We start from the raw sequence: 19,040 nt of genomic DNA, 5'->3' as shown, positions 1-19,040 counted from the left end.
GACAAATCTCGGCATTTACATTTACCAACTTGATAATTTGGATTGGAGAGTCGATGGAGAATGTAACAATATCAACTTAACTAATGATGTCACAACAAACTTGCCTAAGTCATCTAGGGTATGCATGAATGTAACTCTCGATAAAGACTCGTACAAACCAACTGAATACAAAGATAGTAATGATGAAACTCACCCGTCTTCCGAAATAACTGAAAGATCCAAGAAACCTCATTATATGGATAATACTAATTACTATAGAATCGGAGATCCAATATTAATATCTGTAGATGAATTTGATGGTTTAAACACCAAGTTTCAGATGCAAATCGGGGGTGCGATTGCTCCTACTGCAACCAGAGAGTACAATCCCCCGAAATGGTCCGCGGACTATATATTCAGAACTGACCTCTACTGGAAAGCTTTAGCCGAGATCACCAAAGAAATCAATCTCACCAATGGCGGCCAACTCACCATTAACCAATCCAAGCAATTAAATGCAACCGTAAAGACTAAAACCGGTGATGGAAGCTTTGGTGCTGAAACCAATGTTAATAGCGGTAATGGGCGCACGACATGGACTTCCTCCAACCCTGGTGTTGCAACCGTTAGCAATTCAGGGCTTGTCCAAGCCGTAAGCAGGGGAACTACGACCATCACCGTACTATGGGAGAAAGACGACTTCCAATTAACGACAACCACAACGATTGGCGTAGAAGAAGATCCCGGGAACGGGGGTGGCGGAGGCAATGGGGGCGGAAGTGGTGTTGGATGTTCACCAACAATCGGGCCACCATCTGCAGGGACGATCATGAGCATGAGTGACCTTGATCCAAATGCTAACGGTGTAATAAAGTCAGATAACAGAGGAAGTGAGACATTCAATGTACTGAGAGGAATCCCTACTTCCGAGTCACTGTATACCAATGCATTTGCTGACAACTATCTCTTCAAGCAGGCCTGGGCGAAAATGTCGGGCAAAGTTACATATGATTGCAGTGTTACGCTGTCCTATGACAGAGAATGGACGGTTCCCGGACCACCGCTCTGTACCGAGGATGGCTGTACGGATGGACCACCTGTTCCAGCCAATGACACAGTAACCAAACCATACAATTTCCAGATAACACGGGACTACTCGTATTGGAAAATTAACAATCTTGAAGTATACAAGATCGTAAAAGCGACCATGAAGAATTATGCCCTGCCGGGTGAACTGGTCACCATGACTCCAACCGGATATACACCGCCAACTTTGGTATCCAAAAACGATGACAACGTGGAGAGCCACGTCAGACCAGGGCAAACAACGTCTATCTCCTATACCCCACCCAAATTAACAGGCGGGCTGAATGCACCTCCAGATGTGCCGGATGATACGTCGCGTTTGAAGGGAATGGCGGAGTCCAACACCCCTCAGGCAAAAGTGAATAATGACTCGGTCATATTCAACAATACCAAGATTATGGACGACACGGAAGCGACCAAGGATGGACCTACGCCATCCAATATTCCTAACCCTACAACGATTGGCCAGGATGTCCTCTATAAGCCAAATAACATGATTAGTAACACGCTGGTCAACAAAGAAAACACGCCAAGTTCCGGGACCATTTATTACGATCTGCTGCCTGGGAATGTAAACGGCGGCGCCAACAAGGATTTCCCGATTAACGGCATTAACACCGTTACCGTGCATACCCCTGTCGTAAACTACGCCTTGGTATCGGATGATCAGGCTCATAATCAGAAGACGACTCCAGATCTAACCCGGTCAGCACTGATTCTGGAACGTCCATTTATTGTCCGTATTCCAACGACGGGTCAACATTTAAACGCAGCAAGTTACCCCGGTTATGGCAATCGGGACTATGCCAAATATTTTCGAGTGAAACAGGTCAAATTCCCGTTTGATGTCTACAACGCGGACAGAAGCCAATTTATCCCGGCTAAAACCTGGGTGGATATCCCGGTAAACCAGCTGGACACCAGCTTTTATCTCCCGGTATGGGTAGACGAGGGCAACTATGAAATTGAATTCCGCAACATTGCGGAGAACGCACCCCCCAACTTCACCGAACAGCAGGATGCCAATACCAACCTGACCCATCACGTAGCTGCCGATACGGTTCCAGTCGACGTCATCGGTAGGCTATACGATTTTCACGTCACCGACATTTCGGACTACAACTGGGAAAATGTTTTTCGCAAGCAGCCAGGCAGCCCGGAGCAAACGGGAGTCAGCTATTGGACAGGCTTGAATCGTATAGATGGTGACCCTCGTGGCAATCTGGCACCTTTCGTATTGCCCATTCGTCCAGGCAGCCATCCAATACAGGGATTCAAAAATGTGGCTGTAAAAACCGGGTACCATATCAAGTTTGACCTCAAAACGAAAGGTAATATGTTTGGTCAGCAGGATGGGGTACGGATTACACCAACTTTTCATTTCGTGAACGAGGACGGTACCTCCCGGCAGGAGGTAGATCTGTATTACCACAGAGGACAGGAAAGATTTATCCGTATCGGATCTGCACAGGATTTGGAGAAACGCTTTGTGGTTCTGAATGCCCGTTTACGAAATGTTCCTGGTACGGAACTGGGCGATGCTGCCCGTTATCGATACACCTATGAACTGACCAAAGAGGAGCAGAGCCAAGGCACACTGGCAGAATACATGGTTCGTTTCGTCGATCAGATCTCGCACCAGAAAACGTGGGTGGGACGTTATGATTGGATGATCCTGCCCTCATCCATTCGCACATTGATCGGACCCAAAACGGACATCCCGCAAGGCGTTAACTTGGATCGGGCAAATGCATCCATTCAGCACTGGTATGGAGAATACAGCCTGCCAGCCGATGTATATGCCGTGCCGAAAGGCACGAATTTGGAGCCACTTGCGAGACAAAACCAGTTGGATGAAAAGTCCGCTGTGTTTCTGAGAAATGGGTATATCGTAGTCAACTTCAATATTGAAAGTCTACGAGATGGCGATACTGACGCGCCTCATCTCCAGTACATCTATGCACCTCTGATGAATCAGTGGCAAATGGAGGGTTTTCAGAACAATCCGGTCGATACTGAAAGCAATACTTGGCCCATCCAAGACGGGGATGTTGTCTTCTACCATGCCAATCGGTCGAGCCGAAACGACTTCCAATCCCAAGTGCCACATTAAAAAAGATATCAGGCGATGCTTAATACTTGGCTGAGTCACCTATGCTTGCGTACATTGGTTTGCATAGATCAGTGTGCATAGATGGGTTTGCACACATCGGTTTGCGTACATTGTATTACTTTTCAACAGCAGTTCATGATTTCTTATACTCCTTATACAGTAAAAGGATTACTCCGGCCGTCACCACCATGACCCGGAATAATCCTTTTTCTTCGCTTAATTATAAAGACCACAATACACCGTAAAACTCAACCCGTAATGCCTTGCAGGGCATACTCTCGCATCTTATCCTTGATCTCCTTCACCGACAACACCGAAGCCATCAGGTTTCGTGTATAGGGATGACTGGATGCACGTGTTAGCTGTGCACTTTCCAATACCTCAACGACTTCACCCTTGTACATGATCGCAGTGCGATTGCTAACCTGCTGCACCACAGCCAGGTCATGTGATATGAAGATACATGAAATCCCTGTCTCCTCACGCAATCGGACCAACAGATTCAATATTTGCTGCTGAATGGAAACATCGAGTGCCGAGGTAGCCTCATCAAATATAATCACATCCGGCTGCAATCCAATCGCCCGGGCAATAACCACTCGCTGCTGCTCCCCACCACTGATTTCGTGTGGATACTTGTCAGCAATCGCAGCAGGCAATCCCACCAGCTCCAGCAAACGATGAATTTCCTTTTCCCCCTGCCTGCGTTTGATCAGTTTATAATTCAATAAAGGCTCAAGAATAAACGATCCTACCCTCATGCGGGGATTGAAAATCGCCGAAGGTTCCTGAAAAACCATCTGAATCTGCTTGCGCTGCTGCCGCAAAGCCTCTCCTCTGATCAGAGTAATATCCTGCTGACGATAGATGATCTGCCCGGAGGTTGCCTTTTCCAGATGGGTCACGCATTTGGCCAAGGTGCTCTTGCCACTTCCGCTCTCACCTACAATTCCCAGACATTCACCCGGATAGAGCTTCAGATTGATCGATTGCAATGCTGAATGGGCTCCCTGGCCCCTGGATTCATAGGTTTTACTTAAATTCCTCATTTCCAGAACGGGTATCCTCTCATCTACCATCCGTGTTCCCCTCCAATTCAGGTACTGCAGCTAGCAACTCGCGGGTATAGGCGTGACGTGGACTTGTAATAATGCTCGAAGTTTGTCCAAACTCAACCAGTGACCCGTTCTGCATCACACCGATGTAGTCTGCCATATGGGCTGCAACGGCAATATTGTGCGTCACAATGATCATCCCTGTTCCCTGACTTGCCCGAAGGTCGGTCAATCCTTTGATCACTTCAACCTGAGTGGTTACATCCAGCGCACTGGTCGGTTCATCGGCAAGCAGCAGTTCTGGCTCCATCGTTACCGCCATGGCAATTGCCGTTCGCTGCTTCATGCCTCCGCTAAGCTGGCCGGGATACATGCTCATCATGCGCTCGGGGTCATCCAGTCCCATCTGTGAGAGCATGTCCACCGCCATGTCATAGGCAGCTTTCTTCGATAGTTCAACGTGTGTACGGATTGCCTCGATATACTGACTTCCTATTGTACGGATGGGATTCAGATAAGAACCGCTATCCTGAAAAACCATCGCCATCCGCTTGCCGCGTATGCGGCCCCATTCCTTCTGTGAAAAACTAAATATCGATTTCCCCTGAAAAAAAATGTCTCCCCCGGCATACTGCCCACCGTCTGGAAGCATGCCGAGCAAAGCTCGAAGCAACGTCGATTTACCACTTCCGCTCTCGCCCACGATTCCGATAATCTCCCCGGCATTCATTGTGAACGATACATTCTGCAGTGCAGGTGAACCGCTCTTATATGCTACAGAAAGCCGATCTACACCCAGCAAGTTGCTCATTATTGCCCAACCTGAATATTACGATCCAGGAGATAAAAGTCGATCGGATACATCGTCGCACCCTGAACGTTGCTCTTGCTTACAATGTTAATTGGAGTATAGGTAATAAACATGTATGCCGCATCATCTAGAATCATCTGCTGGGCTTCTGCAGCCAGTTCATATCTTTTTTCCACATCGAATTCGGAATGCAACTGCTGAATCACCGCATCCAGCTTCGGATTGCTGTATCCACCTACGTTCCACTCTGCTCCCGTTTTGAAATAAAAGTCGAGAATATACTGGGGATCTCCGGTAATCCCTGTATTAATGCTGGTCAGCGCCAAATCGTAGTTCCCGCTTTTTTGGTGATCAGTCAGATCCTCGTAAGAGGTCATTTCCAGATTAACTCCAATTTCCTTGAGCTGGGACTGCATTGCAGCAGCCACAATGGAGTCCGATTCATAAGCCGAATTGAGAATCAATTGAAGCGTTAGCTTTTGTCCGTCTATTTCCCGAATACCGTCCCCATCCGCATCCATGTAACCAGCCTTATCCAACAGCTTCTTGGCTGTCTCCGGTTCATAGTCATACCCCTTGACCTGATCATAGCCAAAAGGCAGAGCCGAGGTAAACGGTCCTTTGGCCGCCTGACCGCCCACCAGTGTGTTTGCATACATCTCGCGGTCTATGCCGTACGAGATTGCACGCCGTACGTCCGGTTCACTCAGCAGCGGATTCTGCGTATTAAACCATACAAACTGCGTACGCAGGCTCGGGATTTCATCAATCGTATATTGACTCTGATCCTGGAATAATGCCAGGCTGCTTCGTCCCACGTTGCTGGCTACATCAATCTCACCCGATTGCAGTGCAAGGGCACGCGTGCTGTCATCCTTGATATATTTGAATGTAATGGTATCCACATCCGCTGCCCCGTCCCAGTATCCGTCATACTTTTTCACCTGAATCTCCTGATCCGGGGTATAGCCTGTGACCATAAACGGCCCTGTAGCGATAGGCTCACTCTTGAATTTGGACGTATCCGCACTCGTATCCACGATTACAAACAGGGGTTCAGCAATATTGCCAAGAAGGGATGCATAAGGCTCAGTTGTTTTAATGGTCAGATCCTGACCTTCGGCAGTCATGGAAGCTACCGGCAAGGTCGACTGTCCTCTCTCATTCAGCTCCATGGAACGTTCAATGGACTTCTTCACCGCATCTGCTGTGACCTTATTTCCGTTGTGAAACGTTACGCCGTCCCGGATATGAAAATGCCATGTCGTATCATCAATACGATCCCAACTATCCGCAATTTTCGGTACCAATTTCATATTTTCGTCAAACTGAATCAGGGTCTCTCCTATTGCTGCCCGTGTAAGGGTCCAGCCGTTCCACTCCTCTGCCGGATCCAGATTACTTCCAAGCCAGAATAGCGCTACATTCAGATGAGTCGGTGCAACTGCACTGCCTTTGTCCGCCTCAGCCGCCTTTTCGCCAGATGATGATGAGGTGGAGGTACTTGTTGTGGTTTGGCCACATGCCGCGATAATACATAAAACCAATAATGACAGTACGGTAAGCGTTAGCGTTTTTCCATATCTCGAATTCATTCCCGTTCCTCCTGTTAAGCTGCCTTTTTCTTGGGATCCAGCACATCCCTCAGACTGTCGCCCAGCAAATTAAAAATGATCACCGTGCAAAAAATCGCAAGTCCCGGATAAATCAACAGCCACGGAGCTGTCTGCAAATATCGTCTGCCTTCATTCAGCATCGCCCCCCACTCCGGTTCAGGAGGCTGAGCACCCAGCCCCAAAAAGGACAGGCCTGAGATGGATAACATCATGCCGCCCACATCCATCATCGCCATAACAATGAGAGGAGACAGCATGTTGGGCAGGATGGTTCTGATGATGATCTGAATCTTCCGCGCGCCGCTGAAGGCTGCCGCAGCGACATACTCCTTTTGCTGAAGCGAGATCACCAGACTTCTTGCCAGTCGTGCATACTTCGCCCACCAAACAACCGCCAGGGCAATTACCGTATTAAATAGGCCTGGCCCCAGCATCCCCACTACTGCGATAGCGAAGATTAATCCTGGAAAGGCCATCAGTGTATCGGATAACCGCATCAGTACTGTATCCGTCAGACCACGGGCAAAACCCGCGATAACACCAATGGCTACACCAAGCACAAACACAATTCCGATCATTATAAATGTAAGCAGAAGCGACGTCCTGGCCCCGTAAAGGATACGGGATAACACGCAGCGTCCAAGCTGATCGGTTCCAAGCGGATATTCCGAACTGGCTGGCTGCAGTACCTTGGCAAAATTCGTTGCCAGTGGATCATGCGGTGCTAGCAGCGGCGCAATCATGGCGAGAATGACCCAGAGGAGTGTCAATGAACATAGAAACGTGAACCAGCGATGCTGTGTCAGAATAAGCTTAAATTCTCTCATTTACACATCCACGTCCAGTCGAATCCGCGGGTCATGCAGATGTGTCCAGAGATCAACAATCAGATTCAGCAATACATAGATGGTTGCCATCCAGATGACATAGCCCTGAATCAGGGGATAGTCCCTTGTAAAGATGGCATCCACCGCCATCTGCCCTACACCGGGCCATACGAACAAACTTTCCACAATGGCTGCCCCGCCGAGCAGGGCGCCTGTAGACATACCCATGAGCGTAACGATGGGCAATAATATATTGGGTAAAATATGCTGCATCATAATAACTCTCTCCTTCACGCCTCTGGCTCTGGCCCCCATTACATAGTTCTGGGACATCTCTTCCAGAATCACCGTACGGATCTGCCTGATATATTGGGCAATCAGAGGTAACGCCAGTGTGCATGCCGGCAATATCAGGCTGTTCCAGCCCGAACTTCCCATGACAGGCAGCAGCTTGAGTTGAACTCCAAATACCAACATAAGCAGCATCCCGAGCCAGAAGCTGGGCATGGACAGCCCTGCAAACGAAAACAGGCGAATGACGTAATCCAGAACGTTGTTTCTGTAGACAGCAGACAAAATACCCAGTGGAAACGCAATCAGAACGACCAGCAGCAGGGCACTTCCTGTTAGCCGAAGCGTAGCTGGAAGCCTGGACAGCAGAATGTCGAGCACAGGCCTGTCGTATTTATAGGACGTTCCGAAATCTCCGGTAAGCACCTGTCCCAGCCAGGTTCCGTAGCGTATCCAAAATGGCTGATCCAGTCCCAGCTGGACACGCACCTGCTGTACCAATTCGTCCGACGGTGTGACCCCTGTAGACATGAGCATAAGCCTTGCCGGGTCCCCCGGAGACAGATAGGTCAGCAGAAACGTCAGAAACGAAATGCCGAATAACACGGCTGCCAGTTGAATGAATCTTTTCACAATATATCTACTCACATGTCTGACATCCTCTCCCCAATCTCCAACCCCGCACGTGACTTGTCCATGCATATCAAAAAAGACGTCTCTCTCCGCTAGTACCGGATAAGGACGTCTTAAATAAACAGATTTTCAGAAAAAATCATGCTCTCTAAACACCTTCCTATCTCCCGTAGGTACTACTGTGTTGTTAAACTAGGCAGGTCTCCTGGCTCCAGAATCCTCGTCATTGCAGCACCTTCCCGGTCTAAACCAGTGGCATAACGCTGCATAACTCCTCTGTTACAGTGGCGGGACCGCGCCGGCATCACACCGGTCTTCCCTATTAAGCTTCTACCCGAAGGTATAGCACCCAGTTCCACATATTCAATTGAAATGCATTCTGTACCAGTATAGCTGGCTCACAGATAATGATCAAAGCATTTATTCAAATTTGAAACAGCTCGTCAGCCTATTCCCGCTCTCTCGAACCTTTCGGGGAGACTCCTGTCACGCGCTTAAACATCTTGGAAAATAACAACGGATCCGTATACCCCACGGAGTGGGCAACCTCACTGACCGAAAGCGTTGAACTCTGCAGCAGCTCTGCTGCGCGATTCATCCGGTATTCAAGAAAAAAGGCCTGCAGCGACTTCCCGTACTTCTCCTTAAACAGACCGGACAGATACGTACGATCCAGACGGACGGACTGTGCAATATCAAGGATGGACGTCTTCTGGCTGTACCTGTTCTCCATAAACTGAACGGCTTGCCTGATGTATTCATCCTTGGTGGAAAGAGGCCTCTGCGGCTTGTCCTCATCAGGGGAGGAGGAGATCAGTTCAGCCATTAATCGGTACAGCAGGCTCTGGCTGAATACATCTCCACCATTGCGCGATGTGGCCTGAACCATGTTTTCATATAAACCATCCATTACCTCTGGATCGCTAGCTTTAAATACAGGGGATGCTGGACTCAGGTTTGCCCGCTGCATGAATGTCTTGGCATGTACGCCCTTAAATCCGAACCAGGAGTATGTCCAAGGATCATTCGCATCGGCCTCATAATGAATGATCGTACCCGGCAGAATGGCAAAGCCCTGACCCTGCGTCAGATGGTACTCCCTGTCTTCCATACGAACGGTTCCCCGTCCCTCATGAATGTAATGAACCACATAGGAATCTCGTACACCCGGACCCCAATAATGAGACGGATCACAATCCTCCCAGCCGAAAAATAGCAGCACCAGCTCCATCTGTGTCCAGTCCATGGGCACCACGTTCATCTCGATTGGACTCACCTTCCCACCCCTTCCCTTCTTCCGCATCAACATTGATCTTACTTTAGATTATAACAGGTATATTGGTTAAATATCAGCTGAAAGCGGGACCAAAAATGGGATTATGCCATATATGGGTGAGGTTGAGCCATAGTTATATAAGCCGGATCGGCCTATAGTTGGGGTACACCATTATTCAAGGAGGCTGGACTTGAGATGAACAAAATTACGTTTCTCGGTGCAGGCAGCACCGTTTTTGTCAAAAATGTATTAGGTGACGTCATGATGACTGAAGCACTGCAGGATTTTGAATTGGCCTTGTTTGATATTGATGCCGAGCGGCTGAATGATTCGGAGCGACTGCTGACCAGTATGGGCCGTTCTCTTGGAAGCCGTTGTTCCGTAAAAAAATACACAGACCGCAAAGAAGCGCTGCGCGGTGCCAAATATGTCATTAACGCCATTCAAGTGGGCGGATATGATCCATGTACAATTACGGACTTCGAAATACCGAAGAAATATGGACTGCGTCAGACTATTGCTGACACCCTTGGCATTGGCGGTATCTTCCGTAATTTGCGTACCATTCCGGTCATGCTCGACTTTGCCCGGGACATGCAGGAAGTGTGTCCTGACGCCTGGTTCCTGAACTACACCAACCCGATGGCCGTACTGACCAATGTCATGAACGTGCATGGAGGGATCAAAACGGTAGGTCTGTGCCACAGCGTGCAGGTATGCGTGCCTCACTTGTTTGAAGCGCTGGGAATGGATCAGACAGGCGTAGTTGCAAAAGTGGCAGGAATCAACCATATGGCCTGGCTGCTGGAAGTAACGAGAGATGGCCAGGATTTGTATCCGGAGATTAAACGTCTGGCGAGGGAGAAACAGAAGGAGCAGCATCATGATATGGTGCGTTTCGAGCTGATGAATCGTTTTGGATATTACGTAACGGAGTCTTCCGAGCACAATGCTGAGTACCATCCATACTTTATCAAACGGAATTATCCGGAATTGATCGAACGCTTCAACATCCCGCTGGATGAGTATCCGCGCCGCTGCGTGAACCAGATTGAAGGATGGAAGGAAATGCGCGAGAAGCTGTTTGCCAGTGAACATATTGAACATACCCGCAGCCGTGAATACGCTTCGCATATCATGGAAGCGATGGAAACGGACCGTCCATACAAAATCGGCGGTAATGTAATGAATACCGGTCTGATTACTAACCTGCCTCGTGAGGCCTGTGTCGAGGTGCCATGTCTGGTGGACGGATCTGGAATCAGCCCAACTTACATTGGCGACCTGCCCCCACAGCTGGCGGCACTGAACCGCACCAACATCAACACCCAGCTGCTGACGATTGAAGCGGCCATGACGGGCAAAAAGGAACATATCTATCATGCCGCCATGCTGGATCCGCACACTGCTGCCGAGCTGTCCATTGATGACATCGTTGCCATGTGCGATGAACTGATCGAGGCTCATGGGGATTGGCTGCCGAAGTATACATCCTAAAGCAAAAGACAGTTTTTATTTCATTGATGATTAGAAAAACGCCGAAGACCTCTGTAAATCCAGGAGGCTCCGGCGTTTTTCTAATAAGGGATTCTTGTTACAATTTCATACTAATCCTGAAGCAAAAAGCGATAGCCAATTCCGGGCTCGGTCTGAATGAATCGTGGCTGCGTAGGGTCTTCCTTTAATTTTTTGCGCAGATGACCCACGTAGACCCTCAGATAATGACTATCAGATTCGTGATGATGCCCGCCCCATACCTGCTGCAGCAGCTGGCGCTGGGTAATGATCTTTCCGGCGTTGGAGGCCAGAACCTTGAGCATATCGTACTCTGTGGGTGTTAATTTGATCGGCAAACCGTCCAGCTCCACCTGCCTTTGTGCCAGATCTATAGTGAGGGATCCAAAACGCAGTACAGGTTCATCGGTTGTCTTCGCCACATGCCGAAGTGCAACCCGAATCCGGGCAACCAGTTCACCCATGCCAAACGGCTTCGTTACATAGTCATCGGCCCCACCGTCAAGCGCAGCAATCTTGTCTTCCTCGCGCTCCTTCGCCGTCAGTACAATAATGGGCACCTGGGACCATTCGCGGACGCGATGCAGCACGTCCATCCCGGACATCCCCGGCAGACCCAGATCGAGGATGATCAGATCTGGATGAACGATACTCGCCTGAATGACAGCCTCGTCGCCATCGGCACATTCATGAATTTCGAATTGATGAGCCTGCAGGGTCACCTTCAGCAGTTTGCGAATTTGTGGTTCATCATCTACAACCAATATGCGTGCCCCTTGCGATGCCGTCATGTTACTCAACCTCTCCTTGTCCTCTATAGGGAAATAATGCTTCCGGCGCTTCCATGGGCAAACAGATGCTCATTCTTGTTCCGCCTCCCGGATTGGGATCTGCTTCAATCGTTCCTCCGTGAACTTCAACAATCCCTTTGCATATAGCCAGTCCCAGTCCTGTGCCCGTCACATGACGAGAGGATTCCGACCGGTAAAACTTTTCAAAAATCCGCTCCCTGTCAGCATCAGGAATACCTACACCAGTGTCCGCTACCACAATGGTCAGCCTGGCGTTTCTCTCATCCCTCGTAACAGTGAGGACAATCTCGCTATAGTCAGGAGAATATTTAATGGCATTGCTAACCACATTGATCAGCACCTGTTCCAGCAGCACTTCATCTCCACATATAAATAACGGTTGATCCGGCAAATCCACACGAATGCTCCGATGCTTGCTGAATTCCCTTACTTGCGTTAACACCACGCTGATCATGTCCCCGACGTCACACCATTTCCTGCGCAGCTGCAGCATACCGCTCTCCAGCTTCACCATGCCCAGTAAATTGCTCACCAATCGGTTCATGCGCATGGCACCATCCCGAATATTGCCCGTCAGCTCCTTCCGGTCTTCCGGGGTAAAGATGGCGTCATTCTCGATCAATCCTGTAGCAGATCCAATGATCGTCGTTAAGGGCGTCCGCAGTTCGTGGGACACAGAGTCCAGCAAAGCCGTGCGAATGCGCTCTGATTCGGCAGTCATCTGTGCCACCCTTGCTTCCTCTGCCAGTTTGACGCGAGCAATTGCACTGGCCGCCAGCCCTCCACAGGCCTCCAGCAATTGCAGCTGTTCCCGCTGCTCATGAATATCCCTGGCCTCCATACGGACGGCAAGCACGCCGTGTATCTGATCTTCCGTACGCAAGGGAACGTATAGACCCAAAGATTCCCGCAGGATGGTAGAACCTCTCCCCGCAGTTTCGCCATTCCTGTACACCCACTTGGCAATCGCGATCTCTGATTCCTCTCCACCCCAGACTGCGTTTCCCAGGTCATCGGCTGATGCTGTTACTTTCAGCTCATCATGAGCATCAGGCAAATATACGGCAGCCTGGGTACCCAGTGTGTATGATACTTGCTTCGCAATATGATCGAGCAGTGTATCCAGATCCGTAACAGCCGTCATCTGGCGGCTGAGCGCATACAATGAATTGGTAGTGGTTTCACGCTGCCTAACCATCTCCAGCTGCTGACGTAAGCGACTGGAAAGTGTGGCTGTTAACACCGCTACGGCCAAATACACAACAAAAGAAAAAATATATCGCAAATCTGCAACGGTAAAACTGAGATTCGGAGGTACAAAAAAGAAGTCAAACATGATTACGCTAAGACTCGCTGCGTAGATTGCAGGGCCCAATCCCCAGTAAACGGCGCTCACCAAAATGGGAAACAGGTAAATGAGCGAGACGTTAACCAGATCACTACTCATGCCGATGACATGAAGCAGTGGGGTTAACAAGGTAATGCCAATGGTTACCCATACATATTGGGAAACCCGGTGCAAAGGAGGATTCCCCTTCTCTTCTGTGTTTCGTTCAGGCACTGTACTGTTCACATCCCGCTTGGATCATAATCGTAATCTGCAACTATTAATACATCCATATGTCTGGACAGCCGTACCAGCCGATTGACCACCGATCCGGAACCACGATAGCCATTTAGCCACCAGAGCCTCTTCGCTTGACCAACCACCAGCTGTGTTGCTTTTTCCTCTGCTGCCTTGCTTGCCAAAATACTTGATACTTCCCTCAGTTTCTCACTGTGATGAATATGAAATTCCCCACCCAGCCTGACGGTTAACTGTTCCAGGGCCTTCAGCTGATCCTTGACTTCGTCACTCATTGCCTTGCCAACATGTACATGATGAACATGCCATACGGCCTTCAACCGATAAGCCGTGCGAAAACCACGGCGAATTAACCGCTCCGCATGTTTGTCACTGCTTACACAAACAAAGACTGCTTCCTGTCTTCGCCAAGGGCCCCGAAGCGCACTTTTTTGCTCCTTCGCTTCCAGCCGTTCATCCACATCATCGGCCAGTTCACGCAGGGCAAGTTCCCGCAATGCAATCAGATTACCGATGCGGAAGAAATTCGCAAGTGCCTGCTCCACCTTGGCTGCTGCATAGATTTTACCTTCCCGCATGCGCTGCCGCAAGGCCTGAGGTGCAACATCGATTAACTGCACTTCATCTGCCATTTGCAGAATCTGATCCGGTACCGTCTCCCGGACCCGAATTCCCGTAATGTGCTCTACGGCATCGTTCAGGCTTTCCAGATGCTGCACGTTAACAGTCGTGATTACCGAGATCCCTGCATCCAGCAGATGAAGCACATCTTCGTAACGTTTTTTCCTTACGCTTCCGGGCACATTGGTATGGGCCAGTTCATCCACCAACACGACTTCCGGACAAAGGCGAAGAATAGCCTCCGTATCCATCTCCTCCAATGCCACTCCCTGATATGTCCGACGATCCCGTGGAATGACAAGCAGCTGTCCGATCTGCTCCATGGTCTCAGCCCGATTGTGCGTCTCCAGCAGGCCGATTCGAACATCAATGCCTTTGCGGAGCAGATCGTTGCCTTCCCGCAGCATCATATAGGTTTTACCTACACCCGGGGCTGCACCGATGTATACTTTGAATTTGCCTCGCTGAATCTGGCCGATCTGTTTCTTCACTTCTTGATCGCTTAATCTGCGATAGGTTGTGCTGCGGGTATCCGGCAATTTTGCGGGAAGTAATCGTTCTCCATCCAGCTCGGTTCGATCTGCAAGCAGGAACAGATCTACCCCCTGCAGCTTGTGCAGGAGCGAGTTGATGACAGAACCTTGCCATAACTCCTGCCAGCGGGTATGACGTGAGTGACCCATCACAATTCGGGTAATCTGCTGCCTGGCAGCATAACGTGCCAAGGTGGATGGAATTCTGCGACGATGCGTCATGGGCAATTCCTCGAATGCTCCTCCGAATTTCTCCACCAGCTTGATCATGTTTCGGCGAAATACCGTGGCTTCCTTAGTTAATGCCTTCTTCATATCGCGGAACGTGACCACGCATAAATCACCATTCAGTCTCTTCGCAATCTGCTGCCCTCTCCGAATATAAATGGATCCATTCCAATGATATTGGGTCGACACCAGCACCCGTTCCATGATGCCTGTTGTCATGGTAATACCCATCTCTTCCCGGTGTTCCCGCAGGGATTCATTGACTCCTTCGGCAACGAGCTTCAGCGCCAGTTCCCGTAAAATGCCCAGGTTGCCTTGCCTTAACAAAGCCTCTCCCTCATACCCCTTCAAATGTCCTTCAGCAAGCCGGGTCAAAACCGTTTCCGGTGTCACATCGATCAGCTTCACTTCGTCAGCCAATTCAAGTGTCCCCGCAGGAACGGTATAATCTGCCGCAATACCTGTAAGTTTACGGGCCAGTTCGGTATACCCCTCCAGCTCGTAGACGTTCACCGTTGTGATCACACTGATGTTGTGTTTCAGCAGATACTGAATATCCTTCAGCCTCGTAGCATGCAGAGCTCCCTCGCGGTTTCTGTGCGCCAGTCCGTCAACGAGCACCACTTCCGGATTACGCTCCAGCAGAGCATCTATATTCAGGTCCTTCATCTCCATGCCATCTCTCTGACGGCACCAGTGAATACTCGGAATCCGTTCAAGCTCGCCGAGCTGTTCCACGGTTTCGGGTCTTTGCATGGTCGATACCGCGCAGATCACGACATCAATGCCTTGCTGGCGCAGCGTATTCCCTTCTCTTAACATATGATAGGTTTTGCCTGAACCACTGACCGGACCGATATAGATGGTGAGCGTGCCCTGCTGCAGCTTCGTAATCATCTTCAGAATGTCCTCGGCTGATCTGCGCTTGAAGCTCTCATGCATCCGTTGATGTCTCCTTTCCATTCCAATGATCTAAATGGAGAAAGCCCCTTCCGAAATCCGGAAGAAGGCCAATGATCGTTAGGCAGTCCAATTGACGTTATTGACTTGAGCTCAGATACATTCCTGCAAGCTAATTCAGCTCTAATGTCAGCGCCAGATTCAGTTCAGTCACATTGACACGCGGCTCGCCGAATATGCCGAGCTGTCGCCCTTGAACATGCGCTTCCACAAGTTCTACGAGCTGCTGCTCACGAAGACCTGTTGCCTGACTAATTCGCGGGATCTGTGCTTTTGCTGCTTCCGGCGAAAGGTCAGGATCCAGACCTGAGCCCGAACCCGTCACCAGATCGGCAGGAATCTGCTGTAGTGTCGGATTTTGCTGTCTAAGCTGAGCAATCTTATCATTCATCTCACCAATATACTCCGCCGAAGCTACAGCCCGATTGGAGCCTGCCGACGCTGTCGGGTCATAACTCGCGTTTGATGCACGGGGTTGGAACATGGCCGGTGATTTTACTTCCTGTGCCAGCAGGGATGAACCGATTACTTTTCCGTTTTGGGTTATCAGGCTCCCATTCGCTTGTGCAGGAAATAGCAGCTGTGCCGCAGCAGTCGTCACCATCGGATACACGATACCGCAGATCAGCATAAGAACAACAGACAAGCGGATGGCAGGCAGTATGGTCTTCATATCAGTCACATCCTGAAATCGTTTATTTTAAAACAAATACTGAGCGTTACACTGTATCACTTCGATTACAGCCCCATCTTCCGATGTAGCTTTCTTGCAAAAAGCTTTTAGGCGAACACTTCATTTCTACAGATTTGTTCTGCCCTCTCCGTTTTCGTGTAAAAAGGAGTCCAATTTATAGGAGTTAGTATCACACCAGATGCAGCCCCGAAAGGATCAGGTCAATCAGCTTAATCCCGATAAAGGGTACGATCACGCCACCCACGCCATAGATCAATACATTGCGTCCGAGCAGCCGCTCGGCTGACATGGCCCGGTACTTCACGCCCTTCATCGCAATCGGAATGAGCAGCGGGATGATGATTGCGTTAAAGATCAATGCTGACAGAATGGCCGATTGCGGTGAAGCCAGATTCATAATATTCAGCGATTGGAGCTGCGGCATGGCGATAATAAACATTGCCGGGATAATGGCAAAGTATTTCGCAATATCATTCGATATCGAAAAGGTGGTTAGCGCCCCGCGTGTAATCAAAAGCTGCTTCCCAATGGAGACCACCGACAGCAGCTTGGTCGGGTCGGAATCCAAGTCAATCATGTTGGCCGCTTCCTTGGCCGCCATGGTACCCGAATTCATTGCCAGGCCCACATCGGCCTGCGCCAGGGCAGGCGCATCATTGGTCCCGTCGCCGGTCATGGCGACGAGCTTGCCTGCCTGCTGCTCTTTTTTGATCGCGGTGATCTTGTCTTCCGGCTTCGCTTCAGCAATAAAGTCATCCACGCCTGCTTCCAGTGCAATCGTGGCTGCTGTTAGAGGGTTGTCGCCTGTACACATGATCGTTTTGATGCCCATGGACCGCATCTCGGCAAACTTCTCCTTCAGACCCGGCTTCACTGTATCCTTCAGGTAGATTACACCGTAGATCCGGTCATCGATCGCAACAGCAAGGGGAGTGCCTCCAGCCTTGGCAATGCGATTGGCGATGTCATCCAGATCGGCAGGAATTCGTCCACCCCGGGAAGCGATATGATGCTTGATGGCATCTACTGCGCCCTTGCGAATCTGCATTCCGCTGCCCAGATTGAGACCCGACATACGGGTCTCGGCGGTAAACTCCACACTTTCCGCATCTGCATATTCCTGCTCCGGCCAGCGCTCTCCCTGCTTGCCTGCAAGCTCCACCACGGAGCGTCCTTCCGGCGTCTCATCACGAACCGAGGCCTGCAGCGCTGCCCGGGTCATCTCCTGCACGGTCACACCCTGAACGGGAATGAATTCGGAGGCCATGCGATTTCCGTACGTAATTGTTCCGGTCTTATCCAGAATCAGCGTATCAATATCCCCTGCCGCTTCCACTGCTTTCCCTGACATGGCAAGCACGTTGAACTGCGTGACCCGGTCCATTCCGGCAATTCCGATTGCGGACAACAGGCCGCCTATTGTTGTAGGAATAAGGCAAACCAGCAAGGCGATCAGTGTCGCCAAATCAAGGCGAATGCCTAGGTAACTCGCCATCGGAACCATCGTCAGAATGACGATCAGGAAAATCAGGGTCAATACGGCCAGCAGTGTGGTCAGCGCGATTTCGTTTGGCGTTTTCTGACGCTGCGCACCTTCAACCAGAGAGATCATCCGGTCAAGGAAGGATTCTCCCGGATCGGTCTGTACCCGCATGACGATATAGTCGGAAGTGACTCGTGTACCTCCCGTTACGGAGGAAAAATCACCGCCTGCTTCCTTAATGACCGGAGCTGATTCACCCGTGATGGCCGATTCGTCTATGGAGGCCAAACCCTCGATAATTTCGCCGTCCGTGGGGATCAGTTCTCCTGCTTCCACGCGGACAATATCTCCCTTTTTCAACTGAGTCGATGATACTTGCCGAATTGTCCCATCCTTTTGCATCAATTTGGCGGTCGTATCCGATTTCGTCTTGCGCAGGGTATCTGCCTGGGCTTTGCCCCGGCCTTCGGCGAGCGCTTCAGCAAAGTTGGCAAACAGCAGTGTGAACAACAGGATGAGGAACACCGCAACGTTGTACCCCCGTCCCGCTTCCGATGCAGCAAAAAGATCGGGATCGATACATAAGAGCAGCGTGATGAACGTGCCAACTTCCACGATAAACATGACGGGATTTTTGATCATGACCATCGGATTAAGTTTCTTAAAGGCGTCCAGAGAAGCCTGCCGTACGATGTCCCCGCTTAATCTCCTTTTGCCTGGACCTTGTTGGCGGGGATTAATCTCCTTTCCCTCACCCTTTCCGCTTGGTCTGTATGCTTCGTTGTCTGTTTCTGCAATTGCTTGGTTACTTGTTCCTTCCACCATGTGTTCCTTCTTTCGCTCTATAGCACCCATTAATTTCGTGCACCTCCATGCTTAACATCCTTGCTGTACTTCCGTAATCCACTTCATAGACCGTCCA

13 protein-coding genes and 1 riboswitch are annotated in these 19,040 nt (G+C 50.0%); of the genes, 2 read left to right on the top strand and 11 right to left on the bottom strand.

The window, feature by feature from the left end; all coding sequences use genetic code 11:
- Positions 1-319: 319 nt before the first annotated feature.
- Positions 320-3,178: a DUF5704 domain-containing protein gene (locus AC3WQ3_RS21710; protein WP_492473504.1), complete on the top strand. Its 2,859-nt coding sequence runs from the start codon at positions 320-322 to the stop codon at positions 3,176-3,178.
- A gap of 248 nt (positions 3,179-3,426) precedes the next feature.
- On the opposite strand, the gene AC3WQ3_RS21705 is transcribed toward AC3WQ3_RS21710, so the two are convergent.
- The 6 genes from AC3WQ3_RS21705 to AC3WQ3_RS21680 form a co-directional block, all read right to left on the bottom strand.
- Positions 3,427-4,227 (bottom strand): ABC transporter ATP-binding protein, encoded by an 801-nt coding sequence (locus AC3WQ3_RS21705; RefSeq protein ID WP_492473503.1) that lies wholly within the window; start codon positions 4,225-4,227, stop codon positions 3,427-3,429.
- A gap of 19 nt (positions 4,228-4,246) precedes the next feature.
- Positions 4,247-5,044: an ABC transporter ATP-binding protein gene (locus tag AC3WQ3_RS21700; RefSeq protein WP_336784195.1), complete on the bottom strand. Its 798-nt coding sequence runs from the start codon at positions 5,042-5,044 to the stop codon at positions 4,247-4,249.
- On the bottom strand, positions 5,044-6,639 hold the full coding sequence (locus AC3WQ3_RS21695; protein WP_492473502.1) for an ABC transporter substrate-binding protein: 1,596 nt from the start codon (positions 6,637-6,639) through the stop codon (positions 5,044-5,046). The genes AC3WQ3_RS21700 and AC3WQ3_RS21695 overlap by 1 nt, the downstream gene beginning before the upstream one ends.
- A 14-nt stretch (positions 6,640-6,653) precedes the next feature.
- Positions 6,654-7,487, bottom strand: a complete 834-nt coding sequence (gene nikC / locus AC3WQ3_RS21690; RefSeq protein ID WP_492473500.1) for a nickel transporter permease — start codon at positions 7,485-7,487, stop codon at positions 6,654-6,656.
- On the bottom strand, positions 7,488-8,411 hold the full coding sequence (gene nikB / locus AC3WQ3_RS21685; protein ID WP_492473499.1) for a nickel ABC transporter permease: 924 nt from the start codon (positions 8,409-8,411) through the stop codon (positions 7,488-7,490).
- Positions 8,412-8,589: 178 nt separating this feature from the next.
- Positions 8,590-8,779: riboswitch (cobalamin riboswitch) on the bottom strand.
- An 80-nt stretch (positions 8,780-8,859) separates the two neighbouring features.
- Positions 8,860-9,672: an AraC family transcriptional regulator gene (locus tag AC3WQ3_RS21680; RefSeq protein ID WP_227780006.1), complete on the bottom strand. Its 813-nt coding sequence runs from the start codon at positions 9,670-9,672 to the stop codon at positions 8,860-8,862.
- 210 nt (positions 9,673-9,882) lie between these two features.
- Here AC3WQ3_RS21680 and AC3WQ3_RS21675 point away from each other — a divergent pair, with 210 nt between their 5' ends.
- Complete coding sequence (locus AC3WQ3_RS21675) at positions 9,883-11,184, top strand: alpha-glucosidase/alpha-galactosidase (RefSeq protein ID WP_127540513.1); 1,302 nt, start codon at positions 9,883-9,885, stop codon at positions 11,182-11,184.
- 110 nt (positions 11,185-11,294) lie between these two features.
- Here AC3WQ3_RS21675 and AC3WQ3_RS21670 read toward each other — a convergent pair whose 3' ends face one another.
- The 5 genes from AC3WQ3_RS21670 to kdpB all read right to left on the bottom strand — a co-directional run bounded on the left by AC3WQ3_RS21670 (position 11,295) and on the right by kdpB (position 18,973).
- Positions 11,295-11,993 carry a response regulator gene (locus tag AC3WQ3_RS21670; protein WP_127540515.1) on the bottom strand — a complete coding sequence of 233 codons (699 nt, stop codon included), beginning with the start codon at positions 11,991-11,993 and terminating at the stop codon, positions 11,295-11,297.
- Between the two features lies 1 nt (position 11,994).
- On the bottom strand, positions 11,995-13,587 hold the full coding sequence (locus AC3WQ3_RS21665) for an ATP-binding protein (RefSeq protein ID WP_492473497.1): 1,593 nt from the start codon (positions 13,585-13,587) through the stop codon (positions 11,995-11,997).
- Positions 13,584-15,944, bottom strand: a complete 2,361-nt coding sequence (locus AC3WQ3_RS21660) for a histidine kinase (protein ID WP_492473496.1) — start codon at positions 15,942-15,944, stop codon at positions 13,584-13,586. Before AC3WQ3_RS21660 ends, AC3WQ3_RS21665 begins: the two co-directional genes overlap by 4 nt.
- A gap of 109 nt (positions 15,945-16,053) precedes the next feature.
- Positions 16,054-16,614 carry a potassium-transporting ATPase subunit KdpC gene (gene kdpC / locus AC3WQ3_RS21655; protein WP_492473495.1) on the bottom strand — a complete coding sequence of 187 codons (561 nt, stop codon included), beginning with the start codon at positions 16,612-16,614 and terminating at the stop codon, positions 16,054-16,056.
- Between the two features lie 190 nt (positions 16,615-16,804).
- Entirely contained in the window at positions 16,805-18,973 is a 2,169-nt protein-coding gene (kdpB, locus tag AC3WQ3_RS21650; RefSeq protein ID WP_492473494.1) for a potassium-transporting ATPase subunit KdpB, read from the bottom strand.
- Positions 18,974-19,040: the final 67 nt, after the last annotated feature.

It is taken from the genome of Paenibacillus sp. FW104-T2 (assembly GCF_058789975.1).
Note: the sequence above shows the minus strand (reverse complement) of the source record. Positions and strands in the feature narration are given on the sequence as shown.

What these genes read in the sequence shown, in the direction of transcription:
- AC3WQ3_RS21710 (WP_492473504.1), top strand. Translation starts at nt 320, where the DNA reads ATGCAAATCGGGGGTGCGATTGCTCCTACTGCAACCAGAGAGTACAAT.
- AC3WQ3_RS21705 (WP_492473503.1), bottom strand. Translation starts at nt 4,227, where the DNA reads ATGAGGAATTTAAGTAAAACCTATGAATCCAGGGGCCAGGGAGCCCAT.
- AC3WQ3_RS21700 (WP_336784195.1), bottom strand. Translation starts at nt 5,044, where the DNA reads ATGAGCAACTTGCTGGGTGTAGATCGGCTTTCTGTAGCATATAAGAGC.
- AC3WQ3_RS21695 (WP_492473502.1), bottom strand. Translation starts at nt 6,639, where the DNA reads ATGAATTCGAGATATGGAAAAACGCTAACGCTTACCGTACTGTCATTA.
- nikC (WP_492473500.1), bottom strand. Translation starts at nt 7,487, where the DNA reads ATGAGAGAATTTAAGCTTATTCTGACACAGCATCGCTGGTTCACGTTT.
- AC3WQ3_RS21680 (WP_227780006.1), bottom strand. Translation starts at nt 9,672, where the DNA reads ATGAACGTGGTGCCCATGGACTGGACACAGATGGAGCTGGTGCTGCTA.
- AC3WQ3_RS21675 (WP_127540513.1), top strand. Translation starts at nt 9,883, where the DNA reads ATGAACAAAATTACGTTTCTCGGTGCAGGCAGCACCGTTTTTGTCAAA.
- AC3WQ3_RS21670 (WP_127540515.1), bottom strand. Translation starts at nt 11,993, where the DNA reads ATGACGGCATCGCAAGGGGCACGCATATTGGTTGTAGATGATGAACCA.
- AC3WQ3_RS21660 (WP_492473496.1), bottom strand. Translation starts at nt 15,944, where the DNA reads ATGGAAAGGAGACATCAACGGATGCATGAGAGCTTCAAGCGCAGATCA.
- kdpC (WP_492473495.1), bottom strand. Translation starts at nt 16,614, where the DNA reads ATGAAGACCATACTGCCTGCCATCCGCTTGTCTGTTGTTCTTATGCTG.
- kdpB (WP_492473494.1), bottom strand. Translation starts at nt 18,973, where the DNA reads ATGGGTGCTATAGAGCGAAAGAAGGAACACATGGTGGAAGGAACAAGT.